Source organism: Flavobacterium humidisoli (genome assembly GCF_023272795.1).
GTDB classification, from domain to species: Bacteria; Bacteroidota; Bacteroidia; order Flavobacteriales; family Flavobacteriaceae; genus Flavobacterium; species Flavobacterium humidisoli.
Map to the genome: position 1 here is coordinate 274,452 of NZ_CP096829.1, position 14,722 is coordinate 289,173.

Here is a 14,722-nt window from a genome sequence, read left to right on the forward strand (position 1 = left end):
CAATTATATCATCATTATAGGATTATTACACTATATGTTTCCCGCAGCTAAAACCGAGGTTTACCTTTGAAAAAACTTCCGTAATCAAAAACTGGAATTTTGTATTTATTTTTTTGGGATTTTGTATTTTTTGCATAAAAAAAACCACCACATTTCTGTGATGGTTTTTGAGCCGATAGAGGGACTCGAACCCACGACCTGCTGATTACAAATCAGCTGCTCTAGCCAGCTGAGCTACATCGGCCTATTTTGCGAGTGCAAAGATATAAATGTTTTTTAATATTCCAAAAAAAAATTCACACCTCTCTCTATAATTAAAAAAACCACCACATTTCTGTGATGGTTTCCGTTGAGCCGATAGAGGGACTCGAACCCACGACCTGCTGATTACAAATCAGCTGCTCTAGCCAGCTGAGCTACATCGGCGTCATTACGGGTGCAAATATAAAGCGGTTTTTCAATTTCCCAAAATAAATTTGCACTTTTTTACACTTTTTTTTGCCTATAATGCGTTGATTTTTTCAATCAATTGATTAGCAGCTTGTTCTAATTCAACATTAATTTGCTTGAAGTGTGCTTTTTTATTTTCAACGTTCTTTGCGTTCACTTTTGTAATCAAAGTATCGAATGCAGCAATAGCTTCATCGACCAAAGCATTCGTTTCTGGAGTAGGATTTCCTGTTGTTGACATCTCAAACAAGTAAACTGCCTCAATAATATCTCCTAATACGAAGTTGATGTCTTTCTTTAAATTCTTAACGTTTGCCATTTTTCTTATTATTTTAATTTGCGTCTGCAAAAGTACATATTATCTTTAAATTTAATGCTAAGAAATGTAAATTTCTAAAATTGAAGCTTTTCCGCTCAAGTTAAATGCATTTATCGCAGCTGGAACCAAGACAGTATCTCCTTTAATGTAAGCATGCTTAAATCCGTCATATTCGATTTCGAAGCTTCCTTCAATACACATATAAACGGTAAATGTTTCACCATTTTTAGCCACTTCTAATTTATTTTCTAGCGGAAGAAAATTAGTTGTAAAATAAGGACAGTCTACAACTGTATTCGAAGTATTCGCTTTCGAATCGTATTTCTTTTGTGTATCAACTTTATTGTAGTTAATAGCATCAAGTGCTAAATCTACATGCAGTTCTCTTTTGTTTCCTTGTGCATCAACACGATCAAAATCGTATAAACGATACGTAATATCAGAAGTTTGTTGAATTTCTGCAACAACCAATCCCGCGCCAATTGCGTGAACAGTTCCTGTTTCTAAGAAAAAAACATCTCCCGATTTTGCTTTCACATCATCTAAAATAGAAACCAAAGTATTATCGTGTAAATGTTTCAAATATTCTTCTTTACTAGAATCTTCTTTAAAACCTACAATAATTCTAGCATCGGCATCTGCCTGCATTACATACCACATTTCGGTTTTTCCGAATGAATTATGGCGCTCTTTTGCCAGCTTATCATTTGGATGCACTTGAATAGAAAGGTCTTCCCTAGCATCAAGATATTTAAAAAGTAACGGAAACTGTTTTCCAAATCTTTCATAAACTTTAGTTCCTAAAATCGCATCTGGCGTTTCATCAATCAAATCCATTAACGATTTTCCTTTTAAAACTCCATTTGCAACCACACTTACATCTCCTGGCACCGTAGACAATTCCCAGCTTTCGCCAGTAATTTTAGAAACGATTGGTTTATTTAAAATAGTTTTCAATTTTTCTCCTCCCCAGATTCTTTCTTTCAAAATCGGTTCAAATTGCAAAGGGTATAAATTTTGACTCATGTTTTTTAGGCTAATATATTTATTTAATTAATTCTAACTTGATACTATTTTGGTAATCTACGATACTAATTCTTGAACGATTTCTAAGGCTTTCGGTATATGTTTTACAGCATTTGCACTGTCAAATATCGAAATCAGCAAACCATTTTTATCAATTATATAGGTAACGCGTCCTGGCAGAAGTCCGAACAAGTTATTGCGGACACCAAAAAGTTTTCTTAATCTTTTATCCTGATCAGAAAGCAAAATAAAAGGCAATTTGTGTTTAGCAGCAAATTTATGATGTGATTTTACACTATCACTGCTAATACCAATTACCTCAGCTCCTAAATCTTTAAAATCTTCGTATTGATCCCGAAAACTGCAAGCTTCGGTTGTACATCCTGGCGTATTATCTTTTGGGTAAAAATAAATCACCAGCGGTTTTCTTCCTAAAACGCTTTGGCTTTCAAAAAGTTCACCATTGTTGTCTTTCGCAGTAAAATTCGGAACTATATCTCCTATTTTTAATGACATTTTTTATTCTCCTTTATAAGTTACAAAATTTCGTTCCGTTTCGTTCAGCACGACTTCAAGATCAAAGTCAGTATGAATTCGTTGTCTAATTTTATTCCATATCACAACAGCAATATTCTCTGCGGTCGGATTCAAATCTGCAAATTCAGGAACATCCAAATTCAGATTTTTGTGATCAAACGGAATTTCTACTTCCTCTCGTATAATATCCGCTAATACTTTCACATCTAAAACAAAACCAGTTTCGGGGTCAATTTTTCCTGTAACACTTACTGTTAAACCATAATTATGACCATGAAAGTTGGGATTGTTGCATTTTCCAAAAACAGCATCGTTTTTCTCAAATGACCAATCCTTTCGATGCAGTCGATGTGCAGCATTAAAATGTGCTTTTCTTGATATGGTTACTCTCATTTATGCTTTTGGTTAGTTTGGCTATAATTTATGGTCTTCGAGATAATGATCAAATTCATCAAAAATTATCTTAAACCATACGGTGTAAATTTCGGGCTGTTTTTCAATATCTGCTTTAACATCTTCAATACTCATCCATTTCCAGTCTTCTACCTCGTCTGGATTTATGTTCGGTTCCTCATTATAATAACCAATCATAACATGGTCCAGTTCATGTTCTGTCAAACCGTTGTCAAAAGGCGCTTTGTATATAAAGTGAAACAGCTCTTTCAATTCGGCTTTAAACCCCATTTCCTCAAACAATCTTCGGCTTCCCGCTTCGATGTTTGTTTCTCCCTCTCTCTGATGGCTGCAGCAAGTGTTTGTCCAAAGCAACGGAGAATGGTATTTATGATGAGCACGTTGTTGCAGCATAATTTCGTTTTTACTATTTAAAATAAAAACCGAAAAGGCACGGTGCAATAGCGCTTTTTCATGTGCTTCTAATTTTGGCATTAAGCCAATCTGTTCATCGTTTTGATTAACTAGTATTACGTTTTCTTCTGTCATAAGGCTTCTTAAGCAAACAAAAATACGAAAAAAGAAATGGCTTAAAAATGCTAATTAAGCTTGTCCAAAAGTAAGCTTCTGACCAATTTTCTATTTTACTGATTTACAATATTATAATTTACACTAAATTTTTAAAAGCTGTTAAAATTAAGACATAAAAACTACATTGTCTTCTTTTACGTAACTAATAAAAAGTTAAAACACACTTAAAAAAATCTCAATAATAACCATGACTGTATTTTGAAGCTAATTCTCAGCGTATCTTTGATATACAGATTAATGCACCAAGAACTTATGAAATCTAAAAATTTAATTTTCAGCCTTTGCTTTTTACTGCCACTCTTTATTTTACAAGCCTGCGGACAGAACACGAAAAAACAATCTGCAAAAACAGTTATTATGGAAAATAAAATCAGTAAACCCGGAAATCCTTATTACTCCAATACCGACACAACTAAACTCAATGTAAGCAATGCCGAATGGAAAAAGGTTTTACCGGAAGATGTTTATGCTGTAATGCGTGAGGCTGACACCGAAAGGCCTTTTACGGGAAAATATTGGAATACTGACGAAAAAGGAACTTATTACTGCGCTTCTTGTGGCAACTTGCTTTTTAGATCGACTGCTAAATTTTCAAGCAGCTGCGGATGGCCAAGTTTTTTTGAACAGGAAAACAAAAAAAGCATTGTTTTTAAAGAAGACAACTCACTTGGAATGGAAAGAATCGAAACCCTTTGCGGACGCTGTGGCGGACATTTAGGACACATCTTTGATGATGGCCCTCCCCCTACAGGAAAACGCTACTGTATGAACTCGATTGCTCTTGATTTTGTTCCTGATAATAAATAATCTAAAATGAAAAATATACTTTTAATATGCTTTTTTGCGCTTTCGCTGAATGGCATTGCGCAAAATAAAAAAGCTAATCTGGAAACCATTACATTAGGCGGAGGCTGTTACTGGTGCGTTGAAGCAGTTTACGAACAGCTAGACGGAGTAAAATCTGTTGTGTCTGGATTTTCAGGAGGAAAAGTTGCAAATCCGACTTATGAAGAAGTTTGCACAGGACAAACAGGTCATGCCGAAGTAGTACAGATTACTTACGATAAAAACGTAACCGATATTAACGAAATTTTCAAAGTCTTTTTTACTGTTCACGATCCGACAACTTTAAATCGTCAGGGAGCCGATGTGGGAACTCAATATCGTTCTGTTATTTTCTACAAAAATGAAGAACAGAAAAAAGCAGCACAAAGCATTATTGCCGACCTCAACAAAGCAAAAGTTTACAGCAATCCCATTGTGACAAAAGTAGAGCCTTTTAAAGTTTTTTATAAAGCCGAAGATTATCATCAAAACTATTATGCAAACAATAAAAATCAGCCGTATTGCAAAATGGTCATTCAGCCAAAATTAGAAAAATTTGAAAAGGTTTTTAAAGACAAGCTCAAAAAGAAATAAAGAGTATTAAACAGATATTATAAAGACTGTCTTTTTTGAGACAGCCTCTTTCTTTCTTCAAGCTTCGGAGAAGCGAAATATTTATAGCAAGAATGTTTTTATAATACAAAGCTCCGGAGGAGCGGCATATATTAGATTGTAAAAAATATGTCGCTCCTCCGGAGCTTTTTTATTTGTCCTATTAAATTCTATAAATATTTCACCCCGCTGGGGTTTGCTGATAGCATAATTTTATAAATATTCTATTAACCCAAAAAGGCTGTCTATTGAGACAGCCTTCCTATTTCACAAACCCTTGTAAATATTGGGTTTTTATCTAGCTGAAAAAATAATTCACTTTTTTTTATTTTTTTTTGTCCAATTCTGAAAGTTCAGTTGTCATTAGGGTATAAACAATTAAAAATTATATATCATGGAAACTAGAATTAATGTATTCGAAAAAGGTCAAAAAGCAATAAGCACTTTATTTGGAATTACCGGCTATTTGAAAAAATCAACAATCGAGAGATCTTTAATGGAATTGGTAGATTTCAGAATATCTCAAATTAACAACTGTGCTTATTGTCTAGATATGCACTCAAAAGAAGCCTTAGCTAATGGCGAAACTACACAGCGTTTATTTGGATTGAGTGCATGGAAAGAAACTCCTTATTACACAAAACGCGAAAGAGTTGCCCTAGCTTATGCTGAAGCTGTAAACGCTTGCGATGTTCCTGACGAAATTTACGAGATGGCGAAATCTGAATTTACCGAAGAAGAATTAATTGACCTTACACTTGCTATTGCAACGATTAACACTTGGAACCGCATAAATATTGCTTTTGCTAATACTCCTGGAACTTACAGAGTGGGTCAATTTGGATAATAAACCAATTAGGTTGTTTTCTAAAAACGAGTAACTTTATAAAGCTAAAAAAATTGATCACTTATAAAACATAAAAAAATGAATGAGTTTTTATTGATTTTCAGAAGAGATTTTAAAACAAAAGAAACCCAGCCTTCTCCAGAAGAATTGCAACAGCATTTACAGCAATGGCAAAACTGGTTTGGCAGTCTGGCGGCACAAGATAAATTGGCAAGACCTTTACAGCGCTGGGACGGGCAAGGAAAACTTGTAAATTCGAATAAAGGAATTACCGACGGTCCATTTGTAGAAATCAAAGAATCAATTGGCGGTTTAATCATCATTAAAGCCAAAGATTATGATGAGGCAGCCGAAATTGCACAAGGCTGTCCAGTTTTAAATTTTGGAGGAAATGTCGAAATTAGAATGGCCGTTTAGATTTTAAACCAACATATAAAAATGCCTTTGTATCTTTACTTAGGCATTTTTTTCTTAAAAACATGGAACACAAAGAACTAATACCCAATTTATTTAGAACTGAATATCAAAAAATAGTTTCGGTTCTCTGCAGTTTATTTGGCATTCATCATATCGAAATTGCCGAAGATATTGTAAGCGACACTTTTTTGACTGCTTCAGAAACTTGGGCAATTAAAGGAATTCCAGAAAATCCAACCGCTTGGCTATATACCGTTGCCAAAAACAAAAGCAAAAACTATTTGAAAAGAAATAACGTTTTTGAAACCAAAATAGTTTCTGAAATTAAACACAATACGCCATTAAACAATCCTGAAATCGACATTGATTTATCAGATCAAAATATTGCCGATAGTCAGCTTGCGATGATATTTACGGTTTGCAATCCTTGCAATTCTGAAGAAGCTCAAATTGCACTTGCCTTAAATTTATTATGCGGTTTTGGAGTAAGCGAAATCTCTGATGCTTTTTTATCTAATAAAGAAGTCATTTATAAAAGAATTAATCGCGCCAAAGAAAAACTTAAAGAAGAAAACATAAAAATTCAGCATCCGAGCAATTCTGAAATAATAGACAGAATACAAACGGTTCTAAAAACTATTTATCTGCTTTATTCTGAAGGCTACTATTCTATTTCGCAAAATACTACTTTACGAAAAGACCTTTGTACGGAAGCAATGCGCCTTACTTACTTATTAATTCAAAATAAAAGTACAAATCTGCCGCAAGCCAATGCGTTAATGGCGGTGATGTGTTTTCATTCTTCAAGATTTGATGCGCGAACTGGTTTTAATGGTGAAATTATTTTATACGAAAATCAAGATCAATCCTTATGGAATAAAGAATTAATTGATAAAGGAACCTATTTTTTGAGCCAGTCCTCAACCGGAAATACACTTTCAAAATACCACTTAGAAGCTGGAATTGCCTATTGGCACACTATAAAAACAGAAACCTCAGAAAAATGGGAAAATATTCTGGAACTCTACAACAATCTAATTATTTTAGAATATTCGCCAATTGTGGCCTTAAATAGAACTTACGCCTTGGCCAAAGTCAAAGGAAAAGCAGAAGCAATCAAAGAAGCTGAAAAACTGAATTTAACCGATAATCATTTTTATTATTCCCTACTCGGAAATTTATATGCTGAAACTGACACAAAAAAGGCATTAGAACATTTTGAGAAAGCAAAAAATCTAGCCAAAACTACTGCTGACAAAAATATTATCAGTAAAAATATTGAGCAATTAAATCAAGATTTGATAGACTATAAAAACAAAAAAGTGAAATGAGGTTTATCATTTCACTTTTTCTATACTTATTTTTAAACTATTGCTTTGCTACTTTTTTAAATCTCATCATTGGGACATCGCCTTGAATTAAATTTAATTTTCCATCTTTATCAATAGAATAACTTGTAATTAGCCTAATTTGTTTTAAAAATTGCTGTTCTCCTCCTCCTTCACAAAACATCATTGTAGTTGGCCCCTCTTCACCAAAAGTCAAAGACTTTCCTTTTAAAGTATAAGATGCACTATAACCATTACATCCGTTATTCCCATATACTTTAGTTTCTTTTTGATCGAAAGTAAGCTGTGGTTTTTTGTTTGGATACAGTCCTTCAAAAGCAATTCTTGGTCCAGAAATATATTCTAATTCCCAAGTTGTACCAAATAAATCATCAGCACTTTTATCTGTTTTTGATGCCTTACAAGAAGCAAATAATAGAGTTAAAACTGAAAGGACTGCAAATGTGTATTTTTTCATAAAAATGTTTTTTTAAGATTTATAATTTGTTTTGTTTTTTGAACTAAAATAATTCTATAAAATCCTATTCTCAATATTCGTGCCCAGTTACAGCTTTTATCAAGTTTAAATTTAACCCGAAGCCATTCTTTTTTGTCTCTAAGTTACTACAATTTATTTAAAGTTTTACAGCTCAGATGTTTAAAATAAAACAAGTGACACTATTTTTTTTGTAATTTGCATCAATCAAAAAACCAAAAATCATCAATAAAAAACCAAAAAATGAAACATTTCCTATTCTTGTTTGTTTTTGCATTGACAACTTCACTTGTTCAATCGCAAGAAAATCTTCCAACCGATTATCTAACAAAAGAATTCCATCAAGGACGACGTGAAGCTTTTAGAGCTTTAATGCCTGCTAATTCTGTCGCAGTTGTTTTTTCTTATCCCGAAAGAGTCTTTTCTAGAGACATCGATTACAATTACCACGCAAACCCCGACATGTATTATTTATCGGGATACAAAGAACCAGATGCCGTCCTATTAATTTTTAAAGAGCCACAAGGAACCGAAAAATACAATGAAGTTCTTTTTGTTAGAGAAAAAAATGCAACTCGCGAAATGTGGACAGGAAGACGTCTAGGAATTGAAGGCGCGAAATTAAAGCTTGGATTTACAACTGTTTATAACGGAAAAGATTTTAACGCGTTTGCCATTGATTTCTCCAAATTCGATAAAGTTATTTACGATGAATTCCCTACAGATGCAAAAGAAAGCGACCATCCTGACAATCTATACGTATTGCTGAAATCATTTAAATCTAAAGCAGGAATTACGCAAGCAAATGAAGATTCAAAAAATTTATTCTCTAAAATTACCAGTTCTCTTCGCGAAATAAAAACGCCAGAAGAACTTGTCTTGATGCGCAAAACGGTAAAACTTTCGTGTATTGCACACAACGAAGTTATGAAGGCTGTAGGTCCAAATATGAGTGAAAACGAAGCCGATGGAATTCACGCTTACATTCATAAACATTATGGTGCTGAAGGGGAAGGCTATGGCCCGATTATAGGAGCTGGAGCAAACGGATGCATTTTGCATTACTGGGAAAACAACGCTACAAAAATCGACAATCAATTATTATTAATGGATGTTGGATCTGAATACCACGGTTATTCTGCAGACGTTACCCGAACAATTCCGGCAAACGGAAAATTTACTGAGGAACAAAAAGCAATTTATCAGATTGTATATGATGCACAAGAAGCTGTTTTTAAAATCTGCAAAGAAGGAACTCCGCTAGTGGCTTTAAACGAAACCGCAAAAGACGTCATAGCCAAAGGTTTGATTAAATTAGGAATTATTACAGATCCAAAAGATGTAAGATTATACTATCCTCATGGCTGTTCACACTTTCTTGGTTTAGATGTTCATGACAAAGGAACCTACAACGGACCGCAGACTCTTATAAAAGAAAACATGATTCTTACTGTTGAACCTGGAATTTATATTCCAGCAAACAGCAAATGCGATAAAAAATGGTGGAATATTGGCGTTCGTATCGAAGATGATATTTTAATGCTTAAAGATTCGTACGAAAACCTGTCTGCAGATTCTCCTAGAAAATGGCAAGATATAGAAGCTTTAGCCAAACAAAAAAGCACTTTTAATGATATGAAGTTTCCTAAAATCTAATTCGTTTTATTTTAGCCACAGATTAAAAAGATTTCCACAGATTATTTTTTTTTGTTTAAAATCTTAATAATCCTTTTGTCCCGATAGCTATCGGGAGTGCAAAAAAAAATATAAGCCTCAATTATTTTGAGGCTTTTCTTTTAAATTTTTCCCGAACTTTACATTCTTAAATCAGTTTAAAATGAAAGCACTTACCTTCTCTACTTTTGGAGATTCAGATGTTTTAGAATATATCGACATTCCTAATCCGCAATTAAAACAAGATGAAATATTAGTCGAGATGAAAGCCATCGGACTTAATTTTGCTGATGTTTACCGTCGAAAAGGAAATTACCATTTAAAAGGAAATCCACCATTTATTGCTGGTTATGAAGGCGCTGGAATTGTGGTCGATGCTAACAATCATCCAGAATATAAAACTGGTGACCGTGTGGCTTTTGCCGATGCACCTTTTGCTAATGCAGAATTGGTTGCTGTAAATGTAAATCACATCATTCCCTTATCTGAAAATATTTCTTTTGAAACGGCAGCTTCTGTTCTGCTTCAAGGCTTAACAGCACATTATCTGGCAACAGACAGCCACAAAACACAAAAAGGAGAAACCGTTTTAATACATGCTGTTGCAGGCGGAGTAGGCCAAATTTTAACTCAAATCAGCAAACTTCTTGGTGCAACGGTTATTGGTTTAACCTCATCTGCTGAAAAAGCAAAAACCGGATTTGAACAAGGTGCAGATCACGTTTTTCTTTATAATGAAGATTGGAAATCAGAAGTTTTTAAAGTTGTTCCAAATGGTGTTGATGCGGTTTATGATAGCATAGGAAGCACTTTAATGGATAGTTTTGAAGTTACTAAAGAATGCGGACAGGTCGTTTTCTTCGGAATGGCGGGCGGTGATCCAGCGCCAGTAGATCCAAGAATGCTAATGGACGGCTCTAAAACTTTAACTGGAGGCGACTTATGGAGTTATTTAAACTCTAAAGAAGAACGAATTAAGCGCGCAACTCAATTATTCGATTGGATCACCGAAGGAAAGATCAACCTTTCGGAACCTACTTCTTTCAAATTATCTGAAGGAAAACTGGCGCACGATTTCTTAGAAAGCAGAAAAAGTACAGGAAAGATTATTTTAATCCCTTAATTCTTTTCGCCATGACCCGACAGAAGCGAATAGACGAAGTAATTCTCGAATTTTAATTACAAACGATTCTTGAATTCGTGACTATATTTTACAACTGTGTAACTTCAATTTTTGTTAGTTCAGACAATTCTAAAATCCTTCCTACTTCATTTTTATTCGCAACAAAAAACAAATAATTATCTCCGTGCGTATCATAAGTCATTAATTCTAGATTGTGTTTTTCTAATGCCGATTGAATGTAAGGAAACAAATCATGACTATACGTTTCTTCCGGATATTCGAAATTTAAATCTTCACCTATCATTTCAGAAATAAAATATTCAGCATCTTCGGGATCAAATTTCCAGTCACTGTTCCAAGTATCTATGCTTTCGAAGAAATCAAAATGACCTTCGACTTTTTCATAATAGTCTTTTGTCTCTTCTTTTAAATCTTTAAAAAGTTTTTTCGATTGTTTTTTAAGATCTTTTTCTTCAATATCCCCTCTCGAAACTAATTTTATAAATTCTTCAAAAGCTTCTAGAGTAGCTTCTTCACTTTCTACTAGATTTTCAGACGAAGGAAGTTCGACAGTTTCTGGAATTTCAATATTCAAATATTGGCAGATTCCCTGTAAAACCAATTTAAAATCTCTAATTCCAATTGCTTCACTTTCATTCTTCGGATTATTTACATCCAAGAGCTCACTTTCTAATAATCCCTTTGTATAATCGAAGAAATGTGTTCCTGAATACAATATTTTAAAATCGTTTACTTCTAAACTATTGGTACAGCAAAAAAAGATTACAAAGTTTTTTATAGATCGTTTAAAAAACTTTTTCTCCTCTGCGGTTGGCTCCGAATAAAACTGAATATGTATAAAATCATATTCTAAACCTTCTTGTATGGCTTCATCAGAAAGAACACCAATATTCATTTTTTTATAAAGCTCATTTAGAACTTCATACGAATTATTGAAACCTGCTTTTTTAATTTCTTCTTTTCCTTCTTCATGATCGAAAGAACTTGGAAAGAAAAATAGATTTACAATAACATCTTCTTTAATTCCTTTTACTTTAAATTCAAGGCTAGATTCTTGATTATATAAATACGAATAAATGGGATCGACAACATCAAAAGAAATGATTGATTTTGGATCATTATTTCTATTAAATAAATTGGAGAAAAAGCTCATAAAAATATCTTGTTTAAAAACTAATCGTTTGAATATTTAAAACTCTGATTCATTTTATCAAAAGGAATTACTTCATTGACAATGGATTCTAATTCATAATCCGTCAACAATCCTCTAGCCGATTCTACTATTTTGGGAGAAACATGTATTTCATAATCAATAATTTCACGTTCTAAAATTTCTGCTAGAATACTATTTTGGCGATCGGTCAGATATTTTTTGTGCGATTTAAATACCGACTTGATATCGTTTCTAAACTCCTCATCAGTAAGTTCGTTGTACACATCTTGTTTCGACATATCGATCAATAAAACTTTGAAGATAAAATCCTGAAGGTTTTTCGCCAGATAATTAACCTCATTCATATCATGCCAAACGAAAACAATTGGAACATCACCATTATTTTCTTCGTTTAAAAAGAAACAATAATAATCTCCTCCTCCACTTTTAGCAAAAGGGATAAATTTAAACTCTGGATTTATATTTCGATAATTCTCTGGATCTCTAAGCTCTTCTATTTCCTCTGCAACCGATTTTAAATTGAGTGATTCAAAATCGTAAGAATGCAAAAGCAAAGGTGGATTATCTTTTAAGGTTGGATAAACTTCTGTATACCAATTTGGACCATATTCTCCAACATCCAGCATGCCATCGGCATCTAACTGTTTGTATAAAAGAGGAAAATGAAATCCGTATTTTGTTTCTATTTCTTGTACTGTCATCTTTTGGGGCAAATTCTATTACAATCAAACCACTAAGATAACAATCTTTTTACTACTCAAAAATCCTGAGGTCAATTATTTCAAGGATTCCGCAATCATCAAGGCACATTTTTCACCATCAATTGCTGCCGAAATAATTCCGCCGGCATAACCTGCGCCTTCTCCGCAAGGATATAAACCTTTGATTTGCAAATGCTCTAAAGTCATAGGATCTCTCGGAATTCTAACTGGTGATGAAGTTCTGCTTTCTGGCGCATGTAAAATCGCTTCATTTGTTAAATAACCTCGCATTGATTTGCCAAAATCCTGAAATCCCTGACGCATAATCTGCGTTAGGAAACCTGGAAAAACCTGTCCCAATTCAACCGAAGTAGTTCCTGGAACATAAGACGTTTTCGGAATATCTGCCGAAACTTTACTTTTAGTAAAATCAATCATTCGCTGAGCTGGAACTTTCTGCGTTTCACCAGCCAAATGCCAAGCTTTTTGTTCAATGCTTTTTTGAAATTCCATTCCGGCCAAAGCACCAAATTTTGCAAAAGGCTTAAAGTCTTCTAATTTTAATTCGACTACAATTCCAGAATTTGCTGTCGATTGATCACGTTTTGATGGCGACCAACCGTTTGTAACTACTTCGCCCGGACTTGTCGCGCATGGTGCAATTACACCTCCCGGACACATACAGAACGAATACATTCCGCGGCCGTTAACTTGTTTTACAATCGAATAAGGCGCTGGAGGCAAATGCTCTCCGCGGAAATCACAGCTGTATTGAATACTGTCGATTAATTCTTGTGCATGTTCTGCACGAACTCCCAAAGCAAAAGGTTTTGCTTCTATTAAAATTTTCTTTTTGTCTAATAATTCAAAAATATCACGCGCCGAATGTCCTGTTGCCAAAATCAACTTGTTGGCGTGAATTTTATCTCCGTTTTGAGTTACGATTCCTTCAACTTCATTGTTCTTTACTAAAATATCACTGACACGAGTTTCAAACAGAACCTGCCCTCCAAATTCCCTTATTTTATTTCTAATGTCTTCAATAATTTTAGGCAATTTATTGGTTCCAATATGCGGATGCGCTTCTACCAAAATGTCTTCAGAAGCTCCAAAAGCTACTAGAAGTTCTAAAATTCTAGTTACATCACCTCGTTTTTTAGAACGCGTATACAATTTTCCATCAGAATATGTTCCTGCCCCACCTTCGCCGAAACAGTAATTCGAATCTTCGTTTACAATATGCTCACGGTTGATTGCTTTCAAGTCACGACGACGACCTCGAACGTCTTTTCCTCTTTCTAGCACAATCGGTTTTAAACCTAACTCGATTAATTGCAAAGCAGCAAAAAGCCCCGCGGGACCAGCGCCAACAACAATAACTTCTTGTGCATTGGAAACATCCTTATATATAGGTAGCTCAATTTTGGTTTCCTGAAAAGGCTCGCCTTTTAAATAAATAAGAACCTTCAAATTAATTTTAATTGCTTTTTGACGCGCATCAATAGAGCGTTTTAAAATCGAAACATGCTGAATTTCTTGAGCAGAAACTTTAATTTGCTTAGACAAATGGTCTTTTAGCAATGATTCGTTTGCAGCAATTTCTGGTGTAACTTGAAGTAAAAGTTCTTTAGGCATTTTTGTATATTTATTCTATTAGCTTTTCTTTTTATGAAAAGAACATGCAAAAGTACTATTTTGAAATGAGATTTTATATTTACTCTAAAATTTGCACTCAGATTATTTACATCAAAAAGATTCCTTTTGACTGTATTGGATGCACTACAGTGTGTCTTTACAGAAAAAACTCAGAATCTTCGAACCTTTTTTTCAAATTAACCTTTGTACCTTTGCCTCTCTGAACCTTTGCACCTTTTAAAAAAAATGTCTAGAAAAATAAAATTGATTTGGGATTTTCGTGGACCAGCTTCAGCTAAGACAGCAGAACATCACGAAATTCATTTAAAAGAATATATAGTAATTGAAAAGCTACCTTTAAATATTACAGGATTTAAAGTCATAGACGATATGTACGCCATAGCTTTTATGGTTGTAACCGATGAAAATATGATTCAAGTAAGAGATGCTTTGAAACCGCATCGGGGAGAAATCTTTGAAGAATAAAATCCAATAAAAAAATTCCAAATTCCAATGCTTTAGATTGCTTGAAATTTGGAATTTGTATTTTTTA

Annotated in this window: 17 protein-coding genes and 2 tRNA genes; 8 read left to right on the forward strand and 11 right to left on the reverse strand. The window is 33.9% G+C overall.

From position 1 onward, the window contains the following. Nucleotides 1-170 precede the first annotated feature (170 nt). The 7 genes from M0M44_RS01325 to idi form a co-directional block, all read right to left on the reverse strand. Nucleotides 171-244, reverse strand: a tRNA-Thr gene (locus M0M44_RS01325). 108 nt (nucleotides 245-352) lie between these two features. Further along, nucleotides 353-426 (reverse strand) — tRNA-Thr (locus M0M44_RS01330). A 76-nt stretch (nucleotides 427-502) separates the two neighbouring features. Further along, nucleotides 503-769 carry a hypothetical protein gene (locus M0M44_RS01335; protein ID WP_111364281.1) on the reverse strand — a complete coding sequence of 89 codons (267 nt, stop codon included), beginning with the start codon at nucleotides 767-769 and terminating at the stop codon, nucleotides 503-505. Nucleotides 770-826: 57 nt separating this feature from the next. After that, a complete protein-coding gene (locus M0M44_RS01340) occupies nucleotides 827-1,795 on the reverse strand; it encodes a type I phosphomannose isomerase catalytic subunit (protein ID WP_248728182.1) in 969 nt (322 codons plus the stop codon). 57 nt (nucleotides 1,796-1,852) lie between these two features. Further along, complete coding sequence (locus M0M44_RS01345; protein WP_248728183.1) at nucleotides 1,853-2,311, reverse strand: peroxiredoxin; 459 nt, start codon at nucleotides 2,309-2,311, stop codon at nucleotides 1,853-1,855. 3 nt (nucleotides 2,312-2,314) lie between these two features. Then, on the reverse strand, nucleotides 2,315-2,725 hold the full coding sequence (locus M0M44_RS01350) for a 6-carboxytetrahydropterin synthase (RefSeq protein WP_248728184.1): 411 nt from the start codon (nucleotides 2,723-2,725) through the stop codon (nucleotides 2,315-2,317). A 21-nt stretch (nucleotides 2,726-2,746) separates the two neighbouring features. Then, a complete protein-coding gene (gene idi / locus M0M44_RS01355) occupies nucleotides 2,747-3,274 on the reverse strand; it encodes an isopentenyl-diphosphate Delta-isomerase (protein WP_073408979.1) in 528 nt (175 codons plus the stop codon). A gap of 294 nt (nucleotides 3,275-3,568) precedes the next feature. On the opposite strand from idi, the gene msrB reads away from it, so the two are divergent. The 5 genes from msrB to M0M44_RS01380 all read left to right on the forward strand — a co-directional run bounded on the left by msrB (nucleotide 3,569) and on the right by M0M44_RS01380 (nucleotide 7,348). Continuing rightward, on the forward strand, nucleotides 3,569-4,123 hold the full coding sequence (msrB, locus tag M0M44_RS01360) for a peptide-methionine (R)-S-oxide reductase MsrB (RefSeq protein ID WP_248728185.1): 555 nt from the start codon (nucleotides 3,569-3,571) through the stop codon (nucleotides 4,121-4,123). A gap of 6 nt (nucleotides 4,124-4,129) precedes the next feature. Further along, nucleotides 4,130-4,735: a peptide-methionine (S)-S-oxide reductase MsrA gene (gene msrA / locus M0M44_RS01365; RefSeq protein ID WP_248728186.1), complete on the forward strand. Its 606-nt coding sequence runs from the start codon at nucleotides 4,130-4,132 to the stop codon at nucleotides 4,733-4,735. 412 nt (nucleotides 4,736-5,147) lie between these two features. Continuing rightward, complete coding sequence (locus M0M44_RS01370; RefSeq protein ID WP_248728187.1) at nucleotides 5,148-5,600, forward strand: carboxymuconolactone decarboxylase family protein; 453 nt, start codon at nucleotides 5,148-5,150, stop codon at nucleotides 5,598-5,600. 78 nt (nucleotides 5,601-5,678) lie between these two features. Further along, nucleotides 5,679-6,017 carry a YciI family protein gene (locus M0M44_RS01375; RefSeq protein ID WP_073408983.1) on the forward strand — a complete coding sequence of 113 codons (339 nt, stop codon included), beginning with the start codon at nucleotides 5,679-5,681 and terminating at the stop codon, nucleotides 6,015-6,017. A gap of 62 nt (nucleotides 6,018-6,079) precedes the next feature. Continuing rightward, nucleotides 6,080-7,348: an RNA polymerase sigma factor gene (locus M0M44_RS01380; protein WP_248728188.1), complete on the forward strand. Its 1,269-nt coding sequence runs from the start codon at nucleotides 6,080-6,082 to the stop codon at nucleotides 7,346-7,348. Nucleotides 7,349-7,385: 37 nt separating this feature from the next. Here the strand turns inward: M0M44_RS01380 and M0M44_RS01385 are convergent, their stop codons facing one another. Continuing rightward, complete coding sequence (locus M0M44_RS01385) at nucleotides 7,386-7,823, reverse strand: META domain-containing protein (protein WP_248728189.1); 438 nt, start codon at nucleotides 7,821-7,823, stop codon at nucleotides 7,386-7,388. Nucleotides 7,824-8,084: 261 nt separating this feature from the next. Between M0M44_RS01385 and M0M44_RS01390 the strand changes: the two genes are divergently transcribed. After that, entirely contained in the window at nucleotides 8,085-9,497 is a 1,413-nt protein-coding gene (locus tag M0M44_RS01390; protein ID WP_248728190.1) for an aminopeptidase P N-terminal domain-containing protein, read from the forward strand. A 181-nt stretch (nucleotides 9,498-9,678) separates the two neighbouring features. Next, nucleotides 9,679-10,638 (forward strand): quinone oxidoreductase family protein, encoded by a 960-nt coding sequence (locus M0M44_RS01395; RefSeq protein WP_248728191.1) that lies wholly within the window; start codon nucleotides 9,679-9,681, stop codon nucleotides 10,636-10,638. 88 nt (nucleotides 10,639-10,726) lie between these two features. Here M0M44_RS01395 and M0M44_RS01400 read toward each other — a convergent pair whose 3' ends face one another. The 3 genes from M0M44_RS01400 to M0M44_RS01410 all read right to left on the reverse strand — a co-directional run bounded on the left by M0M44_RS01400 (nucleotide 10,727) and on the right by M0M44_RS01410 (nucleotide 14,169). Beyond that, a complete protein-coding gene (locus M0M44_RS01400) occupies nucleotides 10,727-11,812 on the reverse strand; it encodes a DUF6630 family protein (protein WP_248728192.1) in 1,086 nt (361 codons plus the stop codon). Between the two features lie 20 nt (nucleotides 11,813-11,832). Beyond that, entirely contained in the window at nucleotides 11,833-12,534 is a 702-nt protein-coding gene (locus M0M44_RS01405; protein WP_248728193.1) for an SMI1/KNR4 family protein, read from the reverse strand. A 75-nt stretch (nucleotides 12,535-12,609) separates the two neighbouring features. Next, on the reverse strand, nucleotides 12,610-14,169 hold the full coding sequence (locus M0M44_RS01410) for an NAD(P)/FAD-dependent oxidoreductase (protein ID WP_248728194.1): 1,560 nt from the start codon (nucleotides 14,167-14,169) through the stop codon (nucleotides 12,610-12,612). Nucleotides 14,170-14,415: 246 nt separating this feature from the next. Between M0M44_RS01410 and M0M44_RS01415 the strand changes: the two genes are divergently transcribed. Further along, nucleotides 14,416-14,655, forward strand: coding sequence for a hypothetical protein (locus M0M44_RS01415; RefSeq protein WP_248728195.1), 240 nt, complete (start codon nucleotides 14,416-14,418; stop codon nucleotides 14,653-14,655). Nucleotides 14,656-14,722: the final 67 nt, after the last annotated feature.

Coding starts and splice junctions, on each gene's coding strand:
- M0M44_RS01335 (WP_111364281.1), bottom strand. CDS start 769: ATGGCAAACGTTAAGAATTTAAAGAAAGACATCAACTTCGTATTAGGA.
- M0M44_RS01340 (WP_248728182.1), bottom strand. CDS start 1,795: ATGAGTCAAAATTTATACCCTTTGCAATTTGAACCGATTTTGAAAGAA.
- M0M44_RS01345 (WP_248728183.1), bottom strand. CDS start 2,311: ATGTCATTAAAAATAGGAGATATAGTTCCGAATTTTACTGCGAAAGAC.
- M0M44_RS01350 (WP_248728184.1), bottom strand. CDS start 2,725: ATGAGAGTAACCATATCAAGAAAAGCACATTTTAATGCTGCACATCGA.
- idi (WP_073408979.1), bottom strand. CDS start 3,274: ATGACAGAAGAAAACGTAATACTAGTTAATCAAAACGATGAACAGATT.
- msrB (WP_248728185.1), top strand. CDS start 3,569: ATGAAATCTAAAAATTTAATTTTCAGCCTTTGCTTTTTACTGCCACTC.
- msrA (WP_248728186.1), top strand. CDS start 4,130: ATGAAAAATATACTTTTAATATGCTTTTTTGCGCTTTCGCTGAATGGC.
- M0M44_RS01370 (WP_248728187.1), top strand. CDS start 5,148: ATGGAAACTAGAATTAATGTATTCGAAAAAGGTCAAAAAGCAATAAGC.
- M0M44_RS01375 (WP_073408983.1), top strand. CDS start 5,679: ATGAATGAGTTTTTATTGATTTTCAGAAGAGATTTTAAAACAAAAGAA.
- M0M44_RS01380 (WP_248728188.1), top strand. CDS start 6,080: ATGGAACACAAAGAACTAATACCCAATTTATTTAGAACTGAATATCAA.
- M0M44_RS01385 (WP_248728189.1), bottom strand. CDS start 7,823: ATGAAAAAATACACATTTGCAGTCCTTTCAGTTTTAACTCTATTATTT.
- M0M44_RS01390 (WP_248728190.1), top strand. CDS start 8,085: ATGAAACATTTCCTATTCTTGTTTGTTTTTGCATTGACAACTTCACTT.
- M0M44_RS01395 (WP_248728191.1), top strand. CDS start 9,679: ATGAAAGCACTTACCTTCTCTACTTTTGGAGATTCAGATGTTTTAGAA.
- M0M44_RS01400 (WP_248728192.1), bottom strand. CDS start 11,812: ATGAGCTTTTTCTCCAATTTATTTAATAGAAATAATGATCCAAAATCA.
- M0M44_RS01405 (WP_248728193.1), bottom strand. CDS start 12,534: ATGACAGTACAAGAAATAGAAACAAAATACGGATTTCATTTTCCTCTT.
- M0M44_RS01410 (WP_248728194.1), bottom strand. CDS start 14,169: ATGCCTAAAGAACTTTTACTTCAAGTTACACCAGAAATTGCTGCAAAC.
- M0M44_RS01415 (WP_248728195.1), top strand. CDS start 14,416: ATGTCTAGAAAAATAAAATTGATTTGGGATTTTCGTGGACCAGCTTCA.